The following is an 831-nucleotide window of genomic DNA, read 5'->3' as shown; positions in this document are numbered from 1 at the left end:
TCGCCTCTGACTGCCAAGGCATCCACCGTGTACGCTTAGTCACTTAACCATACAACCCGAAGGAGTTTCGAGTTGATAATCAAATCACCAAAGTTGTCTCTCATTATTTGAATGAGCGAGAGACATTCGATTTTGCCGGACTCATCTCTTTACCTTCATTTTTAGAAAAAATGAAAACAAAAAGCCAAGAACACTTGAATGTGTTTTTTGGTGTTTATCTTTCGATAAACATTGAGAACTTTACAAACAACAATAAATTGTTGTTTTGTCAGCTTTCCAAATTGTTAAAGAGCTATGTTGCTTCACAAGGAAGTTACATTTTCTAAAGACTTTCAGAGTCAAAAATACCAACCAGTATCAATTGCTTGTTCTGGTTTGGACGTTTTATTCCAAAAATACTTAGAGAATGGTGGGCGATACCGGGCTCGAACCAGTGACCCCCTGCTTGTAAGGCAGGTGCTCTCCCAACTGAGCTAATCGCCCACATTGTTTTGATTTCCGTGGAAGGAAATGGTGGGTCGTGCAGGATTCGAACCTGCGACCAATTGATTAAAAGTCAACTGCTCTACCAACTGAGCTAACGACCCAATGGTATCCCGTAGGGGAGTCGAACCCCTGTTACCGCCGTGAAAGGGCGGTGTCCTAGGCCTCTAGACGAACGGGACACTAAGTGAACATCTTGGGGGATGTTCTATCTCTTAAACTTCATAAACCGTATCAATCTGTGTGAACACTCATCGCAATAATCATCGTTTAAGGAGGTGATCCAGCGCCAGGTTCCCCTAGCGCTACCTTGTTACGACTTCACCCCAGTCATGAACCACAAAGTGG

Annotated in this window: 3 tRNA genes and 1 rRNA gene; all 4 read right to left on the bottom strand. The window is 43.4% G+C overall.

Annotated elements, in window-relative coordinates:
• Positions 1-407: 407 nt before the first annotated feature.
• Positions 408-483: transfer RNA gene (locus R7E78_RS25665), tRNA-Val, on the bottom strand.
• A 28-nt stretch (positions 484-511) separates the two neighbouring features.
• Positions 512-587: transfer RNA gene (locus R7E78_RS25660), tRNA-Lys, on the bottom strand.
• 2 nt (positions 588-589) lie between these two features.
• A tRNA-Glu gene (locus R7E78_RS25655) sits at positions 590-665 on the bottom strand.
• An 89-nt stretch (positions 666-754) separates the two neighbouring features.
• Positions 755-831 (bottom strand): 16S ribosomal RNA (locus R7E78_RS25650); the annotation flags it as partial.

The organism is Vibrio sp. YT-19(2023), from assembly GCF_033337395.1.
The sequence above is the reverse complement of the archived record's forward strand: the minus strand, read 5'-3'. Positions and strand labels throughout refer to the sequence as shown.